Genomic DNA, 25,293 nt, shown 5'->3' with positions numbered 1-25,293 from the left:
AGCCATATGCAAAAAAAAACGAGCAGGCACAGGCCTCACTCGTTTTCTCACTTAGAATTGCATTTTCCCTTCTAAAAAGCTCTTTAGTTCTGCAATTGCAACGCGAGTTTGCTCCATCGTGTCACGATCACGAACAGTCACCATATTGTCTTCCTGGGAGTCAAAGTCGTACGTAATACAGAATGGCGTTCCAATTTCGTCGTGACGACGGTAACGTTTTCCGATTGAACCAGCTTCATCATAATCAACCATGAAGTGCTTGGCAAGGTCAGCAAACACAGCTTGAGCACCTTCAGATAATTTTTTTGATAGTGGTAAGATTGCAGCTTTAAATGGTGCTAAGGCTGGGTGCAGTTGCATCACTGTGCGGCTTGTGCCATCTTCTAGCTGTTCTTCTTTAAATGCATCAATCAAAAAGGCTAATGTCACGCGATCAGCACCTAGTGAAGGCTCGATGCAGTATGGAATAAAACGCTCATTTGTTTCTTGATCGTGATAGTTGAAGTCTTCTCCAGAAAACTCCATATGTTGCTTTAAGTCAAAGTTTGTTCGAGAAGCAACACCCCAAAGCTCGCCCCAACCGAACGGAAACTTATACTCAAAGTCAGTAGTAGCGTTGCTGTAGTGAGATAACTCATCATCTGCATGATCACGCATACGGACATTTTCCTTTGATAACCCAAGTCCAGTTAACCACTTGTCAGCTTCTTCTTTCCAGAAATCAAACCATTTTAGTTCTTCTCCTGGCTTACAGAAAAATTCAAGCTCCATTTGCTCAAATTCCCTAGTACGGAACGTAAAGTTACCCGGGGTAATTTCATTACGGAAACTTTTACCGATTTGGCAAATTCCAAACGGCAACTTTTTACGCATTGTTCTTTGAACATTTTTAAAGTTTACGAAGATTCCTTGTGCTGTTTCTGGACGAAGGTAAATTTCATTTGTGCTTGTTTCAGTTACCCCTTGGAATGTTTTAAACATTAAGTTGAACTGACGAATTGATGTGTAATCCATCGCACCACAATCAGGACAAACAATGTTATGCTCTTGAATTAATTCTTCCATCTTTTCAAACGAAAGTCCATCAACAATCATTTCAATTCCTTTTGCATCTAGGGCATTTTCGATAATTTTGTCAGCACGATGTCTAGCTTTACACTTTTTACAATCGATCATCGGATCATTAAAGTTGCCGATATGACCAGAAGCTTCCCACGTACGAGGGTTCATTAAGATCGCAGCATCTAGACCGACATTATAAGGTGACTCTTGAACAAACTTTTGCCACCAAGCTTTTTTCACGTTGTTTTTTAGCTCAACACCAAGGGGACCATAATCCCAAGTATTAGCTAAGCCTCCGTAAATCTCAGACCCTGGAAAGATAAACCCACGGTGTTTAGCATGTGATACGATTTGATCCATTGTTACCTTTGACATTTTACCCACTCCTTATTTGGTGTCTACCCTATAAATAGTATCTACAGGAAAGTTCACTTTCTTCAATTGGATTTTTTGTGTCGATCAATTTTACACCTGTGTTGGTGAAAGTGAACTTTCATTGGTGCCTGGCACCCTAAATGGACAAAACTACTAGTTTTTCCATCTGAGGCGGACACCTTATTAATTTGTCTGAAAAGCCAAAACAGACGTAAGAGTAAATAAAAAAAACTCCCGTCCCTAGGCTTTTCTAGCCTAGGGACGAGAGTTTAGCTCCCGCGGTTCCACCCTAGTTGGTATACGATGTCATATACCCACTTTATCATAAAAACTCCAGACTGCCGTTTCGTTAAAGCTCTTCACTAGGCTCACACCATCCCTAGCTCGCTTTGGAAGCTTAATTTAACTACTATTCGTCTTTCACTGTTTTTGTATAAAATTTTATTGTAGTTCATCATATCAAATCTTACACGTCTCGTCAAACTTATTCTCAGAAAAAAGCATGAAATTTATACATATTAATAAGTTATTTTTCGTTACATATCCATTTAACTCTTCGCAAAAAATAGAAAACGAAAGGAGCTGATATGAATGGGACGTGCTCGTAAACAAAAAACACGTGATAAAAATAAAAATAGCTTGCCGCAAACACCTAAAAAAGACATAGCTACTACTGATGATGATTTACAGTGGGCAAAAGAAATTGATGGTCGTTACGATGTAAGAGATTAAAAAGTAAGAGTGTAGAGCATTACAATTCTCTACACTCCTACCCGTTAATAATAACTTATACACTGTTTTATTTTCCTTCTAATATCTCTTTTACTTGTGCTAATGTTGGCAAGGCTGTCATTGCTCCTTTTGTAGATGCTGCAAGAGCACCGGAAACACTTGCAAAACGCACGATCTCTATCGCATCATTTAGCGTCAAGTTTAGGAGACCCTTGCCTCGCTTTTCTAATTTATATAATATCGCTGAAACAAAAGCATCTCCAGACCCAGTCGTATCGATCGCTTCAACCTTCATCGCTTCTACATGAGCTATTTCGCCATTTAAATATAGATAACTCCCTTCGCTACCTAATGTAACGAGGATTAAAGTAATTTGGTGTTCAGCTAAATTAGCTAAGCCTTTTTCAATATCTTTTTCTCCAGTTATGAATTCAAGCTCTTCCTCGGAAATTTTTAACACATCTGCTTCACGTAACATGGATATGATTGTTTGACGTGCTATGTCTTCATTTTCCCACAGCCCCAAGCGTATGTTTGGATCATATGATACAATCATGCCATTTTTTTTAGCTATCTGCACGGCCTTTTTTGTCGCAGTTCTTGCTGGTTCATTAATTAAACTAATTGAACCAAAGTGCAAAATTTTACTAATTTGAAAAACCCGTTCTTGAATATCATCCTCATGTAGTAATTGATCTGCGCTAGGCTTTATGAAAAAATCAAAGCTTCGCTCACCATTTTCACCTAACGTTACAAACACCAAATTTGTTTTTGCAGCATCAGTAAAAAATAATTGATCTGTCCAAACTCCATTTATTTTCAGTGTCTGCTTTAGGAATTGCCCTAAAACATCATCACCCACCTTACCAAGGAAAGTTGAACTTGCTCCTAGTCGGGCAACACCCACAGCTACGTTTGCTGGTGCCCCTCCTGGACTTTTCATGTAGCTCGTATTTGTACTATCTACTGGAATAAAGTCAACTAACGCTTCTCCTAAACTAATAACACCTTTTTTCATGAAAATCCCCCCATTTTTCTAGTAATGTATTTAGCTGCAATTCTGTAGTCGATTCAATATACCAATTAGCTTTAGCCATTTCTTTATGTTTTCCAACTCCAATTGAAAACATCTCTGTTGCCATAATGCCCGCTAACCCTGCTTCCCCATCTTCTATTGCGGCACAATTATGTGGGGCAATACCTAAACCTTCTGCTGCCAATAAGAAGATCTCTGGTGACGGTTTGCCGTTTTTTACTTCTCTAATATCAACAACATAATCTATGTATTTTTCAACTCCTAGTTTCTTAAGCACTAGATCAGCATTAGAGCTTGAAGAAGCAAGCGCAGTTTTAATTCGAAATTCTTTAATTTCATTAAGAAAGTCTAATATCCCTGGGAGGACGTCTTTTTCTGATAATGTTTCCAGCAATTCTCGGTAATATTCACTTTTCAGGTCCCCGTGCGAGCAAATTTCAGCCTCACTATATAGATTAACTTTGTCTCCTAACATAATCTCCACTGTTTTATAACGGTTTAAACCTTGAAGTTTTTGATTTAATTCTCTGCTATAAGGGACATTTAGTTCATCGGCAAGCCGTTTTCCTGCTTCAAAATATAATTCGACTGTATTAGCGATGACACCGTCTAAATCAAAAATAACCGCTGCTAACTTTTTCATAATATTTCATCAATCCTTCTCATCTAAAAAACTTCAGGTATAGTAAACAAAAAGAAGACTCCAACCGTAATTTTAACCCTAATAATATAGATGATCAACATCTTATTGCTAGTAATGAAAGAAGGGAGATCCAATTTGGATCCCCCTTTTTCTTATTCTTTACTCTTATTTCTCTTTTTAAAGCTACGTTCTGCATTATTTCTTGGTGGACGTCCTTCGCCCTCTTTACGTGGACGACTACCGCCCCCACCACGGTTGCGATCACGATCACGGTCTCTTCCGCCGCCGCTACCACCACCACGGTAGTTACCACCGCCGCCTTTTTTACCATCAAACTTGGCTTTTTTGACACGAAGTGGCGCTTCACCAGTAATTTTTACAGGTGTTGTATTCGGTTCTTTTACCAACATTTTTAAAGCTGCAGCTACAAGCGTTACCGAGTCAATTTCTTCTAAAAGCTGCTCTGCACTATTTTTATAAGCTAAATATTCTTTTTCTTCAATAGTTTCTAAAAGTTTATCAATCGTTAATCGTTGCTGACCTTCAATCGCCTCAGCAAAAGTCGGTACTGCAATACGAGTAATTTTACGATTTGTCATCTTTTCAATTGACTTCAAGTGGTCAATTTCTCTCGGTGTTACAAACATTAATGCTAAACCTGTTTTCCCAGCACGACCTGTACGCCCAATACGGTGAACATAGCTCTCAGGGTCTTGCGGAATATCAAAGTTGTAAACGTGAGTTACGCCACTAACGTCAATACCACGGGCAGCTACGTCAGTTGCTACAAGGACTTCAATTGTTGATTCCTTAAACTTACGAATAACACTATCACGCTTTGCTTGGTTTAAATCGCCATGGATTCCTTCAGCAATATAACCGCGTTTAAGTAGCGCTTCTGAAAGCTCGTCAACACGACGCTTTGTGCGTCCAAAAATAATTGCAAGATCTGGTGTATGAATGTCAAGCATACGGCATAGTGCATCAAATTTCTGTTTTTCTGAAACTTCCATGTACTGTTGCTCAATATTTTCTACTGTCATCTCTTTTGCTTTTACAGTAATAAATTCTGGCTCACGTAAAAACTTTTGAGCAAGAGTTTGAATACGTTTTGGCATTGTTGCAGAGAAAAGTAATGTCTGGCGAGATGCAGGAACCTCTTTTAAGATTGTTTCAATATCTTCAACAAAGCCCATATTTAACATTTCATCTGCTTCATCAAGAACAACAATACTAATCGATTGTAGGTTGATTGTTTTACGACGCATATGGTCCATAAAACGACCAGGTGTTGCAACAACGATTTGCGGTCTTTGCTTTAATGCTCTAAGTTGACGACTGATATCTTGCCCACCGTAAATTGGTAATGCTTTTACACCTTTATATTGACCGATTTTGTTTATTTCTTCTGCGATTTGGACTGCTAATTCTCGTGTTGGTGTAAGGATAACTGATTGAATATCCGCTTGACTAGTATCTGCTTTTTCAATAAGTGGGATACCAAATGCTGCTGTCTTCCCTGTTCCTGTTTGCGCTTGTCCAATTAAATCCTTACCTGCGATTGCCGTAGGAATCGTCTGTGCTTGTATCGGAGTTGCTTCCTCAAATCCCATATCTGATATTGCGCGAATAATTTTTTGGTCTAAACCAAAGTCGTTAAAAGTTGCCAAATTCATTTCTCCTTTATAAGTGGTTTTTATCCCTTCTGACGGGCGGTATAAGAGGTTGACTTTATTAAACTTCCCCACTTGGTTGTTGTAAATAACAACAACCAAGTTTACAATAAAACTTGCCATTTTATACTTCATTATCTAACTTAAGTATAAAAATAGAGTGCCCAATTTTAGCGCACTTAACATGGGAGAATTTATCTCCATCCAAGTCAACCCCATAACCGCCCATTAAAAACGATGTTTCTAACATTTCTTTCATCTCATTTCATTCATTCCCTACCTAACAGTTTTTTAACCATAAAATTCAAGAATGAATGCAACCTACCTATCTTACTACTATTTAACAATTAAATAAAGGATTATTTTTATTTTTTAATAGGAGAAACTATTTAACGGTACAATTTTTTTAAGGAGTTGTAAGTAAATGGACCTACAGAGTGGCAAATTTTATTGGCCTACAACGATTACAAATAAACCTACATATCCACCGTTAGAAGAAGATGTATCTTGTGATGTTTTAATTATTGGTGGCGGTAGTTCAGGGGCACAATGTGCCTATTATTTATCTCAAGATAATTTGAATGTTGTTGTCGTTGATAAACGAGAGATTGGCTTAGGAAGTACAAGTACAAATACTGCTTTAATTCAATATTCAGGTGATAAAATGTTTTTTGAGCTTGCTCAAACATTTGGTGAAGACCGGGCAACTCGTCATCTAAAGCTTTGCGAGCAAGCGATTAATGAAATTGAAAAAGCAGCAAAAGAACTTCCCCTTGACTGCCACTTTACACGGAGAGATAGTTTGTATTTTGCTAGCTCTTTAGAAGATATAGAAAAAATTGATAGGGAATATAATTTGTTGAAAAAGCATGATTTTAATGTTGTATATTTTGATGAAAATAAAGTTAAAAAGCATTACCCTTTTTATGCACCTGCTGCTATCTACTCTTTAAACGACGCTGAACTTAATCCATTAGCTTTTACTTACGGACTTTTAGAAAAAGCAGAGAGTAACGGTGTAAGAGTTTATTCCAACACTGAAGTAAGCAAGAAAAAAATTGCACCCGATTTTGTACAATTTGTAACGAAAGAACAGAAAACTATTAAGGCAAAGCATGTCATTATTGCTGCTGGGTATGAAGGATTGGAATTTAAAAAAGAAAAAAATGCTGATATAACTAGCTCTTATGCAATTATTAGTAACCCTGTTGAAGAATTTTGGTATAATCGAACGTTAATTTGGGAGACTGACCGCCCTTATTTCTATATGCGAACAACCCATGACAATCGAATTATTTTTGGTGGGCTAGACGAGTCTACTTCATTCGTAGACCGACGTGACTCAATGTTACTCCATAAACGTGATCAGTTAGTCAAAGAATTTAATAAATTTTTTCCTAATATCCACTTCAAACCTGAATTTTACTTAGCTGCTTTTTACGGTGGTACTCATGATGGAATGCCAATACTCGGCTTGTACGATGACCATCCTAACTGTTACTTCCTTTACGGCTACGGTGATAATGGGACCGTCTACAATATGGTGCTGGCCAAAATAATCCGTGACTTAATTGTTCAAGGTGCAAACCCTAACCTAGATCTATATATTCAAACACGTTCACTACGTTAGCTTAATAGAAAAACAATACATCGGCTTTACTTGGAGGACCTCATTTTCACTTATTCAGAATTGTTATGTGGTAAAATATGATCAAACTACATGGAGAGGATTTTGGGTATGTTTGATTATCATGTACATTCACTGTTTAGCGCCGATTCAAAAATGAAGTTAGCAGAAGCATGTGAAGCTGCTATTGAAGCCGGAGTAAAGGAAATTGCCTTCACTGAGCACATTGACTATTTTTATCCGAATTGTGATCTTATTTTTGACTTTGATTATCAGGAATATGCTAAAGCCATTGACCAGGTCCAAGAACAATATTTAAATAAACTCAAGATCCTTAAAGCGGTGGAAATTGGAATCCATCCGTTTAAACACAAAGAGAACAGCATGTTTGCTAAAGCTAATGATTTTGATTTTATCATTGGTTCGGTACACCTAGCTGACGACCTTGATCTTCATAATGGCGACTACTTTAAGGGAAAATCCTTGGACGAGGCTCTCGAAACATACTTTCTAACGATTAATCAATATGTGAAGGAATTTGCTGACTTTAATGTGTTGGGTCATTTGACTCTTATTAAGCGTTATTTGCATTATGTAAAAGCTTATTGGGCTGATGTGCAGTGGAAAAATTATTACGACATTATTGAGAATACATTTAAAATTCTGATTGAATCTGAACGAGGCATTGAGGTCAATATGTCCGGGTTTCGGTACCGGATCGATTGCGCTCTACCGGACCTTCCTTTTCTCAAACTCTACAAGGATGTCGGCGGTGAAATTATCACTGTCGGAACTGATGCCCATAGCAAGCATTTTGTTGGCAAACATTTGGAATTTGGCTATCAGTTATTGGAGCAAGCAGGGTTTAAGTATGTTACGACGTTTCGTCAACGAAAACCAACCTTTGTTTCTTTGAGTGGAATATTAAAGTAATTTTTTGAGCAGGACTGACCTAAAATTTTCTGATTTGATCAAGATCAAAAACCCATGAAAAGTAGGAGACTGATACAACGTCAGCCTCCTATTTTATTTATGCTGAAATTTCAATTTGTTGTTCTGGGTCTTTATAGATATCTATATCAATCTCACTTGTAACTATACTTGTCACATGGCCTGCAGTCATACTTCCGTGCGGTACAGCCTATGTCAATTAGTGGTTATCAATGCAGGATAAATTAGTAACGACTGCGGTTGAGATTTGGACAGGAGCAGGTTAAAAAAATGAAAAGTAGTCCCAACCTTGGTCAACTTCGGACAGGTTCTAGCTGAAAAAACGAAAAGTAGTCCCAACCTTGGTCAACTTCGGACAGGTTCTAGCTGAAGAAACGAAAAGTAGTCCCAACCTTGGTCAACTTCGGACAGGTTCTAGCTGAAGAAACGAAAAGTAGTCCAAAACTTGGTCAACTTCGGACAGGTTCTAGCTGAAAAAACGAAAAGTAGTCCCAACCTTGGTCAACTTCGGACAGGTTCTAGCTGAAAAAACGAAAAGTAGTCCCAACCTTGGTCAACTTCGGACAGGTTCTAGCTGAAGAAACGAAAAGTAGTCCCAACCTTGGTCAACTTCGGGCAGTTCTAGCTGAAAAAACGAAAAGTAGTCCAAAACTTAGTCAACTTCGGATTGCTTCTAGCTGAAAAAGAGTAAGGTTGTCCCAACCTTGGACAGAATAGAGGCTGATTTTAAGAATTCGAGTGCGTACATCCCTAAATTTTATTTGAATAGAAACTGACAATACCCAGAATAATCCCTCGTGCTTTTTTTATATCCCACCACCTAAATAGGCTACAAACTTCGCACACTATGCATGAACAACCAAGCCTTGTTTGGCAACGCTCTCTGCAAATGACCTTTTCAATACACTAAAAAAACCAAGTCTTAGAAGCACTTCCTTCTAAGACTTGGTTTTTATAATCTTATATTTTAAACGAGCTTTTCAGCGAAACAATTCGATTAAAAACTGGTTTGCCTTCAATCGTTTGCTTCGGATCAACATTGAAATATCCGTGTCTAAAGAATTGGAATTTATCATGACCTTTTGAATCAGCCATATTCGGCTCAATAAACCCTTTCAAGATCTCCATTGAATTAGGATTAACTTTTTCAAGGAAGTTCTTATCTTCGCCATCGTCCCCAGCATCGTCAAGAATTAACGGCTCATATAAACGAAACTCAGTTTCAATTGCATTTGTTGCCTCTACCCAATGAAGCGTTCCTTTTACTTTGCGGCCAGTAAATCCTGAACCACTCTTTGTATCAGGATCATACGTGCAATGAAGTTCAACAACTTTTCCATTCTCATCTTTAATTACTTCCTCACATTTAATAAAATACGCATGCTTTAAGCGGACTTCATTTCCCGGGAATAAGCGGAAGTATTTTTTCGGTGGATTTTCCATAAAATCATCTTGTTCAATATAGATTTCACGGGAAAATGGGATTTTACGCGAGCCCATTTCTTCGTTTTCAGGGTTAATCTCAGCATCTAACCACTCAACTTGTCCTTCTGGGTAGTTTGTAATTACAACTTTTAATGGTTCCAAAACAGCCATTGTTCTAGGTGCTTTTAACTTCAAATCTTCACGAATAAAGTGCTCTAACATTTGTTCGTCAACTGTACTAAATGCACGGGAAACACCTATTTCACGGCAAAATTGACGGATCGCTTCTGGCGTATAGCCTTTTCTTCTTAAGCCAGAAATTGTTGGCATCCTTGGGTCGTCCCAACCATCAACAATATTTTCATCAACGAATTGCTTAAGCTTCCTTTTACTCATAACCGTATTCGTTAAGTTTAAGCGCGCAAACTCATATTGTCTTGGCGTTGATTCCATTTCACATTGTTCTACCACCCAATCATAAAATGGGCGTTGGTCTTCAAACTCTAACGTACAAATAGAATGAGTCACACCTTCAATTGCATCTTCTAATGGGTGTGCAAAAGCATACATCGGATAAATGCACCACTTATCACCAGTATTATGGTGAGTTGTATGTGAAATACGGTAGATAACTGGATCACGTAGGTTGATATTTGGCGACGCCATATCTATTTTTGCACGGAGAACTTTTTCACCATTTTGGAATTCACCATTTTTCATTCTTTCAAAAAGGTCTAAATTTTCTTCCATAGAACGGCTTCTAGACGGACTTTCCTTACCCGGCTCAGTTAATGTACCACGGTAAGCGCGAATTTCCTCTTGTGACATATCTTCAACGTAAGCAAGCCCCTTTTTAATAAGAAGAACTGCTCGATCGTACATTTCATCAAAGTAATCAGATGCAAAAAATAATCCATCCCAACCGAATCCAAGCCATTTCACATCTTCTTTAATAGATTCAACAAACTCTACATCTTCTTTTAAAGGATTCGTATCATCAAAACGTAAGTTTGTTCTTCCTTTAAACTCGTCAGCTAATTCGAAATTAAGTACGATTGATTTTGCATGTCCAATATGTAAATATCCGTTGGGCTCTGGGGGAAAGCGAGTAACAATTTGATCATACTTTCCTGCTTTCAAGTCTTCTACGACAATATGTTTTATAAAATTAGAACTGCTCGATTTATTCTCCATTTAATACCAACCTTTCTCCAGTCTCTAGTTAACATTAATTGTAGTTATATCATAAAAAATCAAATATATCTATGTATGTATTGTATCTGAGTCCGTAAAAGAATAAACCCGTCAATTTAATTTTCATAACTTCGCTTTGAACTAAAAGAATTGGTTATTTATTTAGTTAAAAGTTCACCCTAGTTAATAGGTCAATCTTTATAAAACAACTTTTTTGTTCTTGAAACCTGTAAACTTCCCATAAAAATTGTCGAAACATTTTATTGTTTTCACCCTACCTTTTTACAAATATTTCTATTATTTTAAAATACACTTACTTTTATGATAGAATCCAATATTTATTGTATAAATCGGGGTGGATTATGAAAAAATTAACATGTTTATTTCTATTGCTTTTCCTTTTTGTTGGAGGTACTTCTGCTTTTGCAAGTAATAGTAGTAAAATGATTATTATTAATAAAAACTCAAACGAGCTTGCCTACTATAATCAAGGTAAACTTGAAAAAAAATTCAAAGTCACCACAGGTAGACAGAGTAACTACACTCCTGAAGGTAGCTTTAAGATTGTTAACAAGATTAAAAACCGTCCATATTATAAGGATAATATCCCTGGTGGAGATCCAAGCAACCCATTAGGAGATCGTTGGCTTGGCCTAAATGCTCGAGGAACTTATGGAACTACTTATGCAATACACGGTAATAATAATCCAAATTCTATTGGAACATATGCCAGTGCTGGCTGTGTTCGGATGTACAATGACGATGTACGTTGGTTGTTCGAACAAGTTAGTCTAAATACTCCTGTCATTATTACAAGTTCAAAAGATAGTTTTGATCGCATCGCAACAGCTAATGGCTATATTGTAGGAAGTAAGATTAATAAAATAATAGTCAATAAGACAAGTCCGCAGCCAGTCAATACCTCCATAACAGTTACTACATCTTTATCTAGTGGATCTACATCAGATACGTTATATAAGTTTATGGTGCATGATGGCAAATCGTGGACTACTCTTAATAATTTTTCAAAAACTAATAAAATTGAGTGGAAACCAGCCAAACCTGGATTGTATACGCTTAAAGTCCAAGTTAAAAATAAACATTCAAAAAATAGTTTTGATGATGAGAAAGAAATATTGAATTTCGTTGTTTTTGAACAAGCTAAAGTTAATTCTTTAAAAGTTCATAAAGTTAGTCCTCAACCTACTAAAACAACGTTAACAATTTCAGCTCAAACGAATCATAAATCGGATAACATATATAAGTTTTCCTATTACAATGGCGAGAAATGGGTTACTATCCAAGATTTCTCTACAAAATCTAAAGCTACATGGACTCCTAAAAAGTCAGGATCTTATAAAATTCGAGTTCAAGTCAAGCATAAACTTTCGAAGAAAAAATTTGATAGTGAAAAGATAATTAACTATAAAATCTTTGATAAAGCTAAAATAAATGAAGTTGTAGTCAGCCAGCAAAGCCCGCAACCTATTAATAGCTCTTTACGTATCACAGCTTCATCTAATAATAACAAAAATAATCTATTCAAATTCCAAGTTTTCAATGGTAACAAATGGGTTACTATTCAAGACTTTTCTAGTAAAAATAAAGCAACATGGAAACCTACTAAAGCTGGATCCTATCAAATTAAAGTTCTAGCTAAAAATAAAAATTCCAATAAAAAGTTTGAGTCAGAAACTATTATCAGTTATGACATTTTCAACGAGGCTAAAATAAACAAACTATTGGTAAATAAGCAAAGCCCGCAACCTATTAATAGTACTATTAATATAACAGCTCAATCTAACAGCAAAAACAATAACGTATTCAAATTTCAAATCTATAACGGTGATAAGTGGGTAACCATCCAAGACTTTGCTAGTAAAAACCAAACATCTTGGAAACCAACTAAAGCCGGTTCATACCAAATCAAGGTACTTGCCAAACATAAAGATTCAAAGAATAAATATGATAGTCAAAAAACAATTGATTACACCGTTTTCACACCTGCACTGCTAACGAATTTCGATGTAGATAAAACTAGTCCGGAATTGGCTAATACTGAAATTCAATTTTCTGCTCAGTCAAACGAGACAAATGACCACTTATATAAATTTTCTATTTACAACGGCGTAGAATGGTCTGTTCTTCAGGACTATTCTCAGCAAAACTACTACAATTGGTACCCTACAAATACTGGTACTTATACAATTAGGACTGAAGTAAAGCATAGGTTGTCTAATGACAATTTCGACGATAGTAAAGAAATGACTTTTGTAATAGAATAATTTATTAACAACACTAAAAAGCTACTCTCCTTTATTAACGGTTGAGTAGCTTTCTTAACTTTCAGTATCAATTAGTTGCCTTGTTATGACAATAGCGTTAGAATTAGCACCAATAGCTTGGATAATCGCTCCAATTGTAATCAGAGATTGACCTTCTTCTCTGCGATCTTTTAAGCGATAATTTGCACCGATAGCTTCTAGCCCAGCGCCTAAGCCTTGTGCCGCGTTACCTAGTGCTAAAGCTTCCTCACCTGCTAAATGGTCAGCTAGGGCACTAATTGATGCTCCCATCGATTGGAAAGAGTCCCCGAGTATTTCAAGGCGAATATTCGCCTCCCTGTTTTCAGGTTCAAGATATTTCAAGTAAGATGCAATTGAACTCCCTGCTGCCCCCGCTCCATCAATCCAATTCCCAGCAAAATTGAGTGGGTCATCTGTTTCAACAGTCCCGATTAACATAGAGCCAACAGCCTGAAGACCTTTGCCTACAGCAACTATTCTATTATTAAATTCCGTAATTCCAACCAATTCCCTCGTTTCAGCAAGTGCTGAGATGATTGTCCCGATTGCCTCCATCCAGGCGCCTGTTACAAGTTTGTAATCGTCTGTCACCTGTTTCCCACCAATCCAATTTAACTTTGAATAGTTATTTATATTCGTCTTATCGTAGTTTAGTGAAGTCAGGTGCGTAGAAAATCATAAATAGGAATAATATATCTTTATTATTCATACATCAGTAAAAAACAAGTAATTATGTTTAAGGGGGAAAAAATGATTGAACAACGGCTAGAGACTATTGAAACTCGTTTACTACAGCTCGAAAAAGACCGAAAGCATATGATTGCACATATCCATGAACTTCAGCTTCTAATTGAAAAATTTCAACCAAATTCAGTTTCAAATCAAGACCTTACACAATCTACTAATACAAAAATTGAATATCTAACAGCGGCTAACGAGCAAATGTTTAAACAAAATCAACGTTTAAGAGAATATATATTAGATTGTATTAATGGTAAAGAAACATTAGGTCAAAAAGGTTATTTGAGGGCGTTGAGTGGAGAATAAAGTTATACACATATATTTTAATACGACTTTTAAAATATCCTTTCCAAAATAAAACAGCCCCTTTTTAAAGGGGCTTTAAAGACTACTTACCAAATGAAGAGAGAAACTTAACTCTTTCGCCCATAGGCGGTGGATTATCATCTACTAATGAGACTTCTAAAATTGCTGGTCCCTCAAAACTCATTAGATGATTCATAATAAATTTATTAATATCATCCATACTTTCAACCCGAACACTTGGAATTCCAAGGGCTTCAGCCATAGCCGTAATATTTACTGCCTGCTGCTCAAAGCGGGGATGGGAACGATTATACTGTAGCGAATGACCATGATAAACCATCCCTAAACGTGCGTTATTCATAATCACAAATAAAATAGGTAGTTTATATTCCTTGGCTGTTAACATTTCCATACCGTGCATGAAAAAGCAGCCATCTCCAGTAATGCAAACAACCGGCCTGTCAGGTTCAGCTAGTTTTGAACCAAAGGCGGCACTTATCCCCTGTCCCATAGCACCAAAGTGAATATTAATATCAAACGTATCCGAATCTTTGACATTCATATAATGAATTACATACGCCATAAACTCGCCAACATCTATCGTATAACGAGTTGATGATGGTAAATGCTCCTGCAATTTTAACAATACATCTTGAGAAATATATTCCTTCGCTGAAATATATGTGCTTTTCTCGATTTGTTTTCCGTTCTCTTTCGATAAACCTAAATCTTTTAGGTATTCAATTAAGTATAGTAAGCTTAAGTCAATATCACCTAGTATCGGAAGATCAATATGATATTTGCGGTGAAAAACCGTACTATCAAAATCTAGCTGAAGTGTAAAGCGATCTTTTGTTATATTTTCATTCCAATTATTTGTTGCCGTTTCTCCTAAACTGGAACCTACAATAAGGACAACCTTTCGATCTTGATCATTAATTAACTTAGAAGCAGATTCATGACCAGCAAAGCCATAAACTCCAGCAAATAGTGGATGATCGTCAGGGATTAACCCTTTTCCTTGAGGAGTGACAATGATCGGCCATTGTAGCAGTTCTGCCACTTCTAATAACGCAGAAACAGAACCCCTGACTCCTTGCCCTACGAAAATATAGCCTGTCTCACCACTCCGTAAGGCGATAGCTGCTTGCTTGATAATTGTCATATCGGGATAAACGGGTTCGCGTTTTGGAAATGGTGGGATATTAGCTAAATCTACTTGATCAAGCTGTACATCAATAGGCATTTCAATATGAACAGGTCCAGGTACACCACTTATCGCAATCTCAACAGCTTTCGCTACTTCTGAAAGTAAATCCTTAGAGTTGTTCACCGTTACACTATACTTTGTAATTGAACGAAAAATTGGCACTGCATTAAGCTCTTGCGATGCATTCAACCCTACTGCCTGCACAGGTACTGCACCTGTTAAAAACAATACCGGGAGATGCTCACGCATCGCGTTTGCGCAGCCACTAAGTAAGTTAGTAGCACCCGGACCGCTACTAGCAATGCAAACACTTAAACCATTACCGTATTTTGCATAAGACGCAGCCATATAAGACGCGGCCCCCTCATGCTTTACGATGATTGGCGTTAATTCTTTCATATCATACAATTCATCAAAAAAGGCATTTACGGAACCCGCTGGTATTCCGAAAATATACTTAACTCCGCCCCTTTTTAAAAAATGCAATACTGCACGTACGGCTTTCATAGTGGTCTCCTTAATTCAAAAGTATGTTCTCTTCTTTATGCGTAAAATATTTCTCCTTGAATTCCTCGGCTCTAATCGGTGGACTGAACATATAGCCTTGCATAAGGAAGCATCCTTTAGAAGAGAGAAAGTTCTTTTGATCTTCTGTTTCTACTCCTTCGGCAATAACATTTAAACTTAAATTATCAGCCAAAGTAATAATTGTATTGGTTATCGCTGCATCTGCTAAGTCACCGATGACATTGTGTACAAAGGAACGGTCAATTTTTAACGTATTAATTGGAAAACTCTTTAAATATCCTAATGATGAGTAACCAGTTCCAAAATCATCAATAGATATTTTAATACCTAAATCGCATAACTTTTCCATTGTTTCTAGCGTAGATTCTGTATTTTTTATAATTAAATTTTCAGTAAGCTCTAACTCTAGGAAACTTGGATCCAACTTTGTTTCTACTAAAATACTTTCCACTAATTCAACTAAATTTTTCTTCTCAAACTGCCTTGCCGATAAATTCACAGACATAACGATTGAGGTGAAACCTAATTCATGCCAAGCCTTAACCTGTTTGCAAGCATTACGAAGTACCCATTCCCCAATTGGAACAATTAAACCCGTCTCCTCTGCAACAGGAATAAATTCGGCCGGTGAAATCAACCCCATTGTCGGGTGATTCCAGCGTAATAAGGCTTCAACACCAACCACCTTATTCGTCCTGGAATTAATCTGTGGTTGATAATGTAAGATAAACTCGTCATTATCTAATGCTCTATAAAGGGCATTTTCTACTTTTACACTCTTTAAATTTCGCTTCTCCATCGACGGTTTATAGAATTGATAGTTGTTTCCGTGTAATTCTTTTGATTTATACATCGCGGTATCGGCATTTTTAATTAAGGAATCCACTGAATCACCGTCTTCAGGGAAAATACTAATTCCAATACTAGGTTTAATAAAAACCTCATTCCCTTTCAAATCAAAGGAACTAGAAAAAGCTTTTAAAATCCTATCCGTGACCGCTGTAATTTCAGCTTCTTTATGAATACTAGGCAAAATAATCGTAAATTCATCGCCGCCTTGCCTTGAAACAGTAGATCCTTTTTGAACGCAACCTCTTAGACGCTTCGCTACTTGTTGTAATAAATAGTCTCCATAACTATGGCCAAGAGTATCATTAACTAGCTTAAAACGGTCTAAATCAATAAACATAACTGCTAATTTTTCGTTATGTAACTGAGCATACGTAAGTGCCTGACTTAAGCGATCCTTTAATAGAACACGATTTGGTAAATTCGTTAAATTATCATAATAAGCATGGTATTTAATCTTTTCTTCCATTTGCTTACGGACTGTTATATCTTTAAAAATGACTACATAACCGGTTAGTTTTTTACCTTCTTTTATCGGTGATACTGCATATTCAACAGGAAAACGTGTTCCATCTTTCCTAAAAAATTCTTCATTATTACTTTGACTGCTAAGATTGTTCTCAATGTATAATGAGAAATTTTTATGTTTACGTAAGTTTCTCGTTTTAATTCGAAGAAAAATACTATAATATGTTTTACCTATCAATTCTTCCTTGTTTTCATAGCCTAACATCGTTGCTGCAGCCGGGTTACAAAACGTAATCTCACCCTCAGTTCCTAATCCGAAAATCCCTTCTCCAGCTGAATTTAGAATTAGTTCTTTTTCTCGACTTAAACGCTGCAGTTCCCTAACAACTTTCTCTAGTTCATTATTTTTTAAGGTTATTTCTTCTGTTCGTTCTTGAATAATAATCTCTTGTTTTTCTCGGAAAAGTAAATTAGACAATGCTAATGCAGTTGCATCCACGATAGATTGTGCTAAGCGCATTTCAACTTTTGAATAAGTTCTATTCTTATCATCTAAATTTACAACAGATATAATACCAAGAACTTCTCCCATAGCAACTAAAGGAATTCGGAATAAGCCTTTAATTCCAAATGCTCGACATGCTTTATGATTAGGTCTTGCATCGGCAAAAACATCGGGAATAAATATCGATTTTTTCGTTTTAACAGCCTCTTGGAATAGCGGGTCTTTGCTATGATCAATCTCTAACTGTCGATGTTTTTCTAACCATTCTTCCTCAGACATATCACTATCCCTATTTAGTCGGGCCGGCTTAATTTTTCTATCAGCAATTGGATCTAAAATATGAGCACCTATATTATCGTTATTTAAGACTTGTGATAGGTAATAGAAACATTTATCTAAGACTTCTTGCATTGTTGAGCAAAGTGCTAAATCTCTTGTAACGTCTAGTAACAACTGCTTCTCATAAAGTAAAGTTTCTACAGGTGTTAAGTTGTCAGCATTTAACATAGCTACTGCAGCCAAATTAATATTTCTTTCTACTGAAACTATATCTTTTTCAGTTATCCCTAATGGATTTTCATGGTCGATTAAGTATATGAGGCCGTATACTTCATCACCATTTGAAATAGGTGAAACAAGTAACGAATTAACATGTAAAGCATCAACTAGCTGCTTATCTAAAAGGTCTTCCTTTTTTATTTTACAAACAGTAACCGTTTTGTTCGTTTCAATAACTTCTTTAGCTAGCATATCGTTTTTCGGGTCAATAACATGCTTTTCCAACAATGCTCCATAGAGCAAATCTGTCTTACCAAAGAACCATTGAAATGTCCCATCTTGCTGTAGCAAGAAAATCCCCACCGAATTACAGTTTACAAACTCTTCCGAAATAGCATTAACTACATGCTCAAATACTTCCTGTACTTCTATACTTGTACTTATTAACTTTGTAATTTTGACAAGACGTGAATTTCTCATTTTGTGTCGGGGCATTTGGTTCTTTCCTCCTATGCGAAACCGTGAATGTTTATAATATATCCTTATATAATTCGACATCTTCGCTACTTCTTCCTGCTACAATTCGAGTAAGCTTGCTATTTTTTGTTTTTTTTATTAAAAAAACGACAAAAGGCCTAGAAATATTCTAGGACAGCTTCTGAATGTTAATTTAATTTCTATGTCGACAAAGACTCGAATTGATTCCGAAGATAATTACCCGCTTTTAAGCTCTTGTTTATGTATAATCCGGTTACGACCCTGCCGTTTTGCTTCGTATAATAACCGGTCTGCTTCTTCAATTAACTGAATTGGTTCTTCACTCCCATTTTTACTACAACCAAAACTCATCGTTACTGAAAACTTACCACCATGACAGTAATGAACTTCTTCAGAAATTTTCAGCTTTAGATTTTCAAGAAGTCTCTCTACAAGACAATACTGATCTGTAAATAATAAAATAGCGAACTCTTCTCCACCGTAACGATAAACGGTTCCAACGTTTTGGGGAATGTTTGTACTTAGAACTTTAGCAATCTTCTTCAAGACGAGATCTCCAACAACATGTCCGTATTTATCATTTATTTTCTTAAACTCGTCAATATCAGCAAATACAAGATAGAATACTAAATTCTTTTCTTTTGATACTCTTAGCTGTTCTTGAAAAGAGCGGTGATTATGAAGATTGGTAAGGTGATCCTTATTGGCCAAGTTTTCTAAAACATTCTTTTCAGTAAAAAGCTGTCTTTCTCTAGATACAACAATGCCTCCTAAAAAGCCAATCAGCAGCAAAAACACAAGTTGTGTTGAGTAAGTCATATAGTCATATGATAATTTATTACTAGCTTGGATCATAAAAACGATTGTATACCCTACCATAAACAAGAGCGAAGCTATCATTCCACCAATGAATTTCCAATAAACCGTCACATGTAAAATAATTAAATATGCAATTGGAATTAGTGGACTATATATTCCACCAGTTAGTGCGATTAGGGCAAAATAAGAAATATAATCAAAAAATGGCCCACCTTTTGTCATCGTATTATAAACAAATGAATTTTCTGGAGTCAGGTGTAAACAAAGGTCCGATAAAGCCATATAGATAAATCCAAAGATTACTAGGGTTATAAACAAGTATAAGTATAAATCTACTGGATTACTCTTATATTGTATGTAAAAAACCAGGATAGACAACAAAAGAAATAACCATCTTAACGAAGAGAAAATGATTTCAAGACCATGGTCTGATTGATAAGCTTGTTTTACTAGTCTTTTCATTGTACTCAGCGTACTCACTCCCCTTCTAAAACTTCTACTACTAAACAAATTATACGTACATTAGAAGATTATGTAAATTAAAATTTTTGAGGAAAAGTTTCGTTAAATGCATTACTGAAGAGAAGAATATTCGAATATAGATTTTTATTTATAGTTGTCTGTTATTACTGGTCAAATATGCAGAAATACAATCTAGAGAATTTTATCCTTGGGCTGCTTATTATCTAATTATCAATCTTAAACAATTTTCTAACACAAAATAAAGGCTATAAGGATGCTTCAATGACAAGGTACTTTATAATATTAAAGCAACAATAGTTCTTGCAAATCTTAAAATATCCTCTGCTACATTCATGACCCCTTTAGTATCCGCTTCGCCTCTTTCAATCTCTGTAATGAAGTAAAGATCTCTACAGCTAAAAAGACAAGCGTTATCCAGATCATGTAATTAGGTAGTAAAATCATTAACAAAAACAGGATAAATCCTTCTGTTCTTTCTGCGAGTCCTGGCTGGTAATAAACCACTTTTTTCGGTTACTGCACCTACGGTTAAAAAGATTGTCATTGCATATTATTGAAACGCTTAATAAAAGCAGGGCCCACATCGCTTCTGGAAACCGAAATGCTAATCCTAGAATTACACTTAACTAAGCGATCATAACTAACGTCTAAGACGGTACCGAAAGGAGTCATCTTCGTTACGAGCCGGGAAGTATGATTATCACAAGCAAAGTAGAATTCAGCAGATGGAATGAAGCTTTCACGATGATCAAATGACCGCCGCCTTCTTAGATCGAATCACTCACAATGCCACCTATTTTCGATGAAAACTATCGTCTCAAAGAAACCTATTCGTACTAACAAGAGGGTGGTCAACTTTTAGGTTGACATTTACAATAAAGCAATAAATATAGTCACCATGACTACACTTATTACTTTATTTCGCGGTTTTTATTTTAAAAAACACTTTCTCCAGATTGTACTTTGCCTTAAGCTTATTAATAATATACGTTTCATAGATTTCTCTATTAACAGGGTTTTCATCAAAACAAACAGCTATTTTAGTTACTTCACCTCTGTGGTTTTTGATGAAAGATACAGTATCCTCAAAACGTTTTTTTATTCTAGGTCTTTACTGGTTAGCCCTAGGTCTTTACAGGAGGGGGCTAATGATTTAAATAGGTGTCCCTCAATATTTCTTTTTATTTATTACCTGTCCATATTCAGTTCTTTCCAAGATATTAAGTGATGAACAGCTATTCCCGAAAAAGATTTATCTCTATTAAAATTTGTCCTCAAAATCTCTAACTCATTATCTAAGTAATTACTGGACATCCCATAAAAAGAAGTATAGGTTTCAGGTAATTCTACTGTTTCAACAGCTATGATTACTTTTTTATTTGCTTCGTTTGCCCATTTTATTTCATTTTGACTAATTTCAATTATGCCGCCTTCACCTTTGGTGAAATTACGGTATGCCATAATTGTTATTTCATCAACGGTTTCTATTAACCATTTTGCAAGATTCCCTTGTCCAAATTGATTATAAAAATTAATTTCTTCATACCAAAATGGAATATCAAGACCGAAAACAACGTTCAATTCAATACTTATCTCGTTTACCCTTTTTACCATTGCTTGATACTCTTCTACTATCTCTTCTTGTTTTGACTCCCACCCTTCTTGCAAATAAGGTTCTACATCTAAGTGGATTCCTTTAAATTGTTCTTCTGGGTTTGAGTTTTGTTGATATGTACGAAACCATGTCAGAAAGTTTTCTTCTTCATCGAGTGAGTTTGCCCATGTAGGTGAACCATCTAATGCGTGAACATTGACACCTATCAACTTTAATTCCTTGATGAATTTCTGGTAATAACTCATCTCAATGTCCGTTGAAACTTGGACATAAACAGTCGTAAGATTTTTTTCTTTAATTAAATTTGTAATTGTTTTTGCATCATCTTTAATCAATTGAGTATCCCACAACCAAGTAGCACGTTCTAATTCCTTATTTTCTTGAATAAAGGAATATAAAAGAAATAAAATTGCTACTAAAAATACGATGCTAACTAGTTTATAGTTTCTTTTTTTCATTTTTCCCAACTCGTTCCATAAAAAAGTAAACTAGAGGATGTAACTATACATCCTCTAGAGCAACAATTTATCATTTTGAAAATGTCTTTTTTACGATTTCATAGGATTTCTTCAACCTTTCTTCATAAACTGGAAGGTCCCACTCTTCCCACGAATATAGTTTAAATGAAGGGAAAGAATCTATGACCTTAAGTCCTTCGGAATCTGAAGGCTTCACTAACAATGCACTGACGAAAATTCCATCTGTCTTTTCTCCTTCCTCTTCCTCTTCTCCTTCCTTTTCAACATAAATATCAGAAATTACTTCACGTTGACTTGGATCCCTATAATTAAGTAATAACCAAGGAATTCGAATTTCAAGTACTTCTTGATTTTGATCAATATAAAAGTCTGCTAACGAGTCATAGTCTGAAGAATGAGGATTACCATTACCATATCGTAATTTCCCAGTTTCATAATAGCTGAAAGGGTATGTTTTATTTTGTGATGGTATTGTCATTTCTCTATTAAGAGCATAATGGATTGGCGCAAATTTCCCGCTATTATTAATAGGAGGATCTTCACTTAATTGTAAATCCTTACGGTATTGTAAAGAAAACAAATCATAATAGGTATCAACTAATACTCTAGATTGATTTAGACCATTTAAGTTAATGATAAAATCAATACCGTTTTCAAACGTTACTTCCTCAATCATTTCAGGCTTAGAATTACCTTGATTGGGAACTGTGTCTAGTAGAATTAATGGAAAACCTTTTGTAAAAAAATCTTCATTTGTTGAACTTATGTCTAAACGGAAATAAAGGTATCGTTCATCATGATCCATATAAAGGTTTCTCAATAATCCTAATTCTTTTGTAATAAACGGCGAAACAGTCTCCCAATCGTTTATTTCACCATCTACTTTAATCTTATGACGATCGAAACTTAACAACCCAAACTGTTGCTCATTTGTTTGAGCATTCGACCAATATGGCCTACGCTCTGGATTATCATAATCCTTCGTGTTCCAAGTTCTTTTAAACCACTCATCCTGCCAAGTAAAAATGAGCCCACCAAGCAATCCTTCGTGAACGATATCTTCATAAAGCCGAACAATAATTTCACCTTGTTCTTCTTCATTTAAAAAGCCTTGGTTCCAACCAAATGGATTTTCATGTGTTATGCCTCTTGACGCAGGAACACCAAACTCAGCTATTAAAACCGGAATTGTGTGAGCCGCATGCAAGTCCTTTAAATAGGCTGCATAGTTATTTAATTCTCCACGGTGATCTATGTAATTTACATAATCTTCTTCATAGTTTAGAAAATCAGGGTAATAAGGATAAACATGATATGATGCAAATTGGTTAGTAGCCATAAGTGGACCTTTTAACTTTATTACATTTGGATCAACACTAACCATGTCTTCTTCTTCATTAGGCTCTGCAGGATGGTTAAGTAAATCGGTTGTTACCCAGTTAGTAAAACTCATCGGCCTAATCCATTGATATTGCTCTATTTCATAGTCGATTATTTTATCAAACTGTGCTGCAAGCCAATGTTCAAATGGAAGAGCTCCATTTGTCATAACATACTTTCCATCGTAGTCTCCTATTGAAACATGCTTTTCATTCGTTTCTTTTACCATGAAAGGATACCACTCAATCCCTAATATCCAACCAATTACATAAGAAGATACATCAGCTTGATAAAAGCCATAAGCATGGCCAGGACGTCTTTCAATAAATGCATTTCCGTGAATGACATCTACGATACGTTTCATTTCTTCTTGAAACTCTTTCGTTATTTCTGGTATAAATGCATCCAAGCTTTCTTCTAAAGGTTCTTCATCTATCCATACCCCATGAAGTAAATAAATTGGGTCATCATGTTGTTCATTATAATCCTTAAGTGCATTATAAAAGCTAGGAGGGTGAAGTGTATAAACCCTAATTGTATTTGCGCCCATTTCTCCTATAGATTGAAACCAGCGGAAATATTCAGCTTCATTTATCGCTGCTTCTCCCGGAAAAGCACCTGGCTTGCCCATCCCCATATTTACACCCTTTATCTGTAACTTACTCCAACTCCCGTTTAAAAACACTTCGAATGAATTATCATGGATGCGGGATGTATAAGCTAACGTTCCTTCTGTTGCAACTGATACTTGAGAACTATCAGTATTATCTATTTCATCTAAACTTTCTCCCAGTATCGTTGTTAAGACTGGAACATATAATTGCCAAAAAAACTTTTCCTCAGCGGAAAAATTCCAATTAAATACACTTTTCAGCTTACTTAATCCTTTTAATTGATAAAAATTAGGAACCTTACTATTCTTTGAGAAGTTACCTGCAAAAAAATAGTTTTGTGAACTAGAACGATTTTGGCCAATAATTGCCGCAAATTCTACCGGAATATTTAGCCTTTTTAACTCTGCTATACCTAAATCGGTTAGGTTCCATGAAAATTCAGCTAAGACATCCTCTGGTCTTTTTGCAGTAACAATGGTAAACCAATCTGTGTAAATGTACTCATTATTTAGTTTAAACTTTTCTAAACCTGCTTCTGTAAACTTTACATTAATTCCATCTCCAAGATAATGTTCATCCAATAAAACTTGAAGCTGTTCTGTTTGCTCGTTTACTAAGACAAAACCTGCCCCCTGATAATCCCAAGCCGTTTTGAAAACTTTTTCATTCAGTTGTAACAATGATTGAGGAATATCTTCATTTATCAATGGATCAAGTTCTTCATAAAATTTCCCGGACCATCCTGACAAATCTAGCTGAAGATACTCACTAACATCTTCTTGAACATAATCTGCTGTTGCGGTACTAAACACGTTGTTTTCCATAATTAAAGTACTTCTTTTTTGACTTGATATTCTTGTAAGAATTGATTGCCATTCTTCTTCGTTTAGTCCGCCGTAGATTAGTGGGCTTGTAGTATCTTCTTCAATAAACTCTAGATCGTCTTCATACACACCATATAAATTACCAATATAAAACAGATCAATATTCTCCATTGAAGGCGGCAAATCCCGAATAGTATACGTTTTATTCTGACTATCAGAGAAAAAACCATAATAGTCTAAATCTTTTTGGTATTTCACATTCTCTTCTTTCACATAACGGAGATGGTTTAAAAGCCATGTTATCCCAGAATGTTCTTGAAATGACTGATCATGAGCAGTCTTATTAATAATTACAACTTCTAGTTTTGTAGGCTTTTCTATCCACCATAAAATGAAAGGAAGGGAAACAGCAAGCACAGTTAGCAAAAATAGACTCTTTTTCCATCTCAAAA

At 35.8% G+C, this 25,293-nt stretch carries 16 protein-coding genes, 2 pseudogenes and 1 other annotated feature; of the genes and pseudogenes, 5 read left to right on the top strand and 13 right to left on the bottom strand.

Translation table 11 applies throughout. From position 1 onward, the window contains the following. Nucleotides 1–51: 51 nt before the first annotated feature. Nucleotides 52–1,437 (bottom strand): glycine--tRNA ligase, encoded by a 1,386-nt coding sequence (locus ACK4M9_RS14715; protein WP_409852023.1) that lies wholly within the window; start codon nt 1,435–1,437, stop codon nt 52–54. Nucleotides 1,438–1,691: 254 nt separating this feature from the next. Beyond that, nucleotides 1,692–1,870, bottom strand: a binding site (T-box leader). Between the two features lie 158 nt (nt 1,871–2,028). Here ACK4M9_RS14715 and ACK4M9_RS14710 point away from each other — a divergent pair. Next, nucleotides 2,029–2,169 carry a YfhD family protein gene (locus ACK4M9_RS14710; RefSeq protein ID WP_409852020.1) on the top strand — a complete coding sequence of 47 codons (141 nt, stop codon included), beginning with the start codon at nt 2,029–2,031 and terminating at the stop codon, nt 2,167–2,169. Between the two features lie 67 nt (nt 2,170–2,236). Here the strand turns inward: ACK4M9_RS14710 and ACK4M9_RS14705 are convergent, their stop codons facing one another. From ACK4M9_RS14705 to cshA, 3 genes are all read right to left on the bottom strand, one after another. After that, nucleotides 2,237–3,187, bottom strand: coding sequence for an aminoimidazole riboside kinase (locus tag ACK4M9_RS14705; RefSeq protein WP_409852017.1), 951 nt, complete (start codon nt 3,185–3,187; stop codon nt 2,237–2,239). Further along, on the bottom strand, nt 3,168–3,848 hold the full coding sequence (gene pgmB / locus ACK4M9_RS14700; RefSeq protein ID WP_409852014.1) for a beta-phosphoglucomutase: 681 nt from the start codon (nt 3,846–3,848) through the stop codon (nt 3,168–3,170). Before pgmB ends, ACK4M9_RS14705 begins: the two co-directional genes overlap by 20 nt. Before the next feature lie 152 nt (nt 3,849–4,000). Further along, on the bottom strand, nt 4,001–5,518 hold the full coding sequence (gene cshA, locus ACK4M9_RS14695; protein ID WP_409852236.1) for a degradosome RNA helicase CshA: 1,518 nt from the start codon (nt 5,516–5,518) through the stop codon (nt 4,001–4,003). 427 nt (nt 5,519–5,945) lie between these two features. Between cshA and ACK4M9_RS14690 the strand changes: the two genes are divergently transcribed. Continuing rightward, a complete protein-coding gene (locus ACK4M9_RS14690; protein WP_409852012.1) occupies nt 5,946–7,151 on the top strand; it encodes an NAD(P)/FAD-dependent oxidoreductase in 1,206 nt (401 codons plus the stop codon). A 108-nt stretch (nt 7,152–7,259) separates the two neighbouring features. Beyond that, entirely contained in the window at nt 7,260–8,081 is an 822-nt protein-coding gene (locus tag ACK4M9_RS14685) for a histidinol-phosphatase HisJ family protein (protein ID WP_409852233.1), read from the top strand. A gap of 978 nt (nt 8,082–9,059) precedes the next feature. Here the strand turns inward: ACK4M9_RS14685 and ACK4M9_RS14680 are convergent. Continuing rightward, nucleotides 9,060–10,718: a glutamine--tRNA ligase/YqeY domain fusion protein gene (locus ACK4M9_RS14680; protein ID WP_409852009.1), complete on the bottom strand. Its 1,659-nt coding sequence runs from the start codon at nt 10,716–10,718 to the stop codon at nt 9,060–9,062. Between the two features lie 362 nt (nt 10,719–11,080). Here ACK4M9_RS14680 and ACK4M9_RS14675 point away from each other — a divergent pair, with 362 nt between their 5' ends. Further along, a complete protein-coding gene (locus ACK4M9_RS14675; RefSeq protein ID WP_409852006.1) occupies nt 11,081–13,003 on the top strand; it encodes a triple tyrosine motif-containing protein in 1,923 nt (640 codons plus the stop codon). A gap of 54 nt (nt 13,004–13,057) precedes the next feature. On the opposite strand, the gene ACK4M9_RS14670 is transcribed toward ACK4M9_RS14675, so the two are convergent. Continuing rightward, a complete protein-coding gene (locus tag ACK4M9_RS14670; RefSeq protein WP_409852004.1) occupies nt 13,058–13,615 on the bottom strand; it encodes a DUF6944 family repetitive protein in 558 nt (185 codons plus the stop codon). Between the two features lie 159 nt (nt 13,616–13,774). Here ACK4M9_RS14670 and ACK4M9_RS14665 point away from each other — a divergent pair, with 159 nt between their 5' ends. Next, nucleotides 13,775–14,071: a hypothetical protein gene (locus ACK4M9_RS14665; protein ID WP_409852001.1), complete on the top strand. Its 297-nt coding sequence runs from the start codon at nt 13,775–13,777 to the stop codon at nt 14,069–14,071. An 82-nt stretch (nt 14,072–14,153) separates the two neighbouring features. Here the strand turns inward: ACK4M9_RS14665 and ACK4M9_RS14660 are convergent, their stop codons facing one another. The 7 genes and pseudogenes from ACK4M9_RS14660 to ACK4M9_RS14630 form a co-directional block, all read right to left on the bottom strand. Next, nucleotides 14,154–15,788, bottom strand: coding sequence for a thiamine pyrophosphate-binding protein (locus ACK4M9_RS14660; RefSeq protein ID WP_409851998.1), 1,635 nt, complete (start codon nt 15,786–15,788; stop codon nt 14,154–14,156). A gap of 10 nt (nt 15,789–15,798) precedes the next feature. Further along, entirely contained in the window at nt 15,799–18,624 is a 2,826-nt protein-coding gene (locus ACK4M9_RS14655; RefSeq protein ID WP_409851996.1) for a sensor domain-containing phosphodiesterase, read from the bottom strand. A 219-nt stretch (nt 18,625–18,843) separates the two neighbouring features. Beyond that, on the bottom strand, nt 18,844–19,908 hold the full coding sequence (locus ACK4M9_RS14650) for a diguanylate cyclase (protein ID WP_409851993.1): 1,065 nt from the start codon (nt 19,906–19,908) through the stop codon (nt 18,844–18,846). A 351-nt stretch (nt 19,909–20,259) separates the two neighbouring features. Further along, nucleotides 20,260–20,607, bottom strand: a pseudogene (locus ACK4M9_RS14645) (CDP-alcohol phosphatidyltransferase family protein); the annotation flags it as partial. 238 nt (nt 20,608–20,845) lie between these two features. After that, a pseudogene (locus ACK4M9_RS14640) lies at nt 20,846–21,040 on the bottom strand (nucleotide excision repair endonuclease); the annotation flags it as partial. Between the two features lie 77 nt (nt 21,041–21,117). Beyond that, nucleotides 21,118–22,002: a hypothetical protein gene (locus ACK4M9_RS14635; RefSeq protein ID WP_409851990.1), complete on the bottom strand. Its 885-nt coding sequence runs from the start codon at nt 22,000–22,002 to the stop codon at nt 21,118–21,120. A gap of 70 nt (nt 22,003–22,072) precedes the next feature. Beyond that, on the bottom strand, nt 22,073–25,291 hold the full coding sequence (locus tag ACK4M9_RS14630; RefSeq protein WP_409851988.1) for a hypothetical protein: 3,219 nt from the start codon (nt 25,289–25,291) through the stop codon (nt 22,073–22,075). Between the last annotated feature and the right edge of the window lie 2 nt (nt 25,292–25,293).

The sequence above is a fragment of the Anaerobacillus sp. genome, assembly GCF_046314235.1.
GTDB lineage: Bacteria > Bacillota > Bacilli > Bacillales > Anaerobacillaceae > Anaerobacillus.
Note: the sequence above shows the minus strand (reverse complement) of the source record. Positions and strands in the feature narration are given on the sequence as shown.